Here is a 291-nt window from a genome sequence, read left to right on the forward strand (position 1 = left end):
CAGCACCACGCCCAGCCCGAAGCCCACGGTGTGCGGCAGGTACCCCTGGCCGACGTACACCAGCGACGGCGACACCGGCGCGATGGTGGTGCCGCCGGTGATGCCCAGCAGGATCCCGCGAAACGCCAGCATGCCGCCCAGGCCGACGATGAACGAGGGGATGCGCAGGTAGGCGGTCATGTAGCCATTGGCCAAGCCGATCATCAGGCCGCACAGCGCCACCAGGATTGCACCGGGGCTTGCTCGGGTGTGTGGGGCTTGAGCAGGAACATCGCCAGTGTCGGCACCAGG

1 pseudogene is annotated in these 291 nt (G+C 68.4%); it reads right to left on the reverse strand.

What is annotated here, in order from left to right:
* Positions 1 to 219 (reverse strand): annotated as a pseudogene (locus tag AC0L3U_RS39140) (ABC transporter permease subunit); the annotation flags it as partial.
* Positions 220 to 291 lie beyond the last annotated feature (72 nt).

The organism is Bradyrhizobium sp. Kon69 (assembly GCF_055807515.1).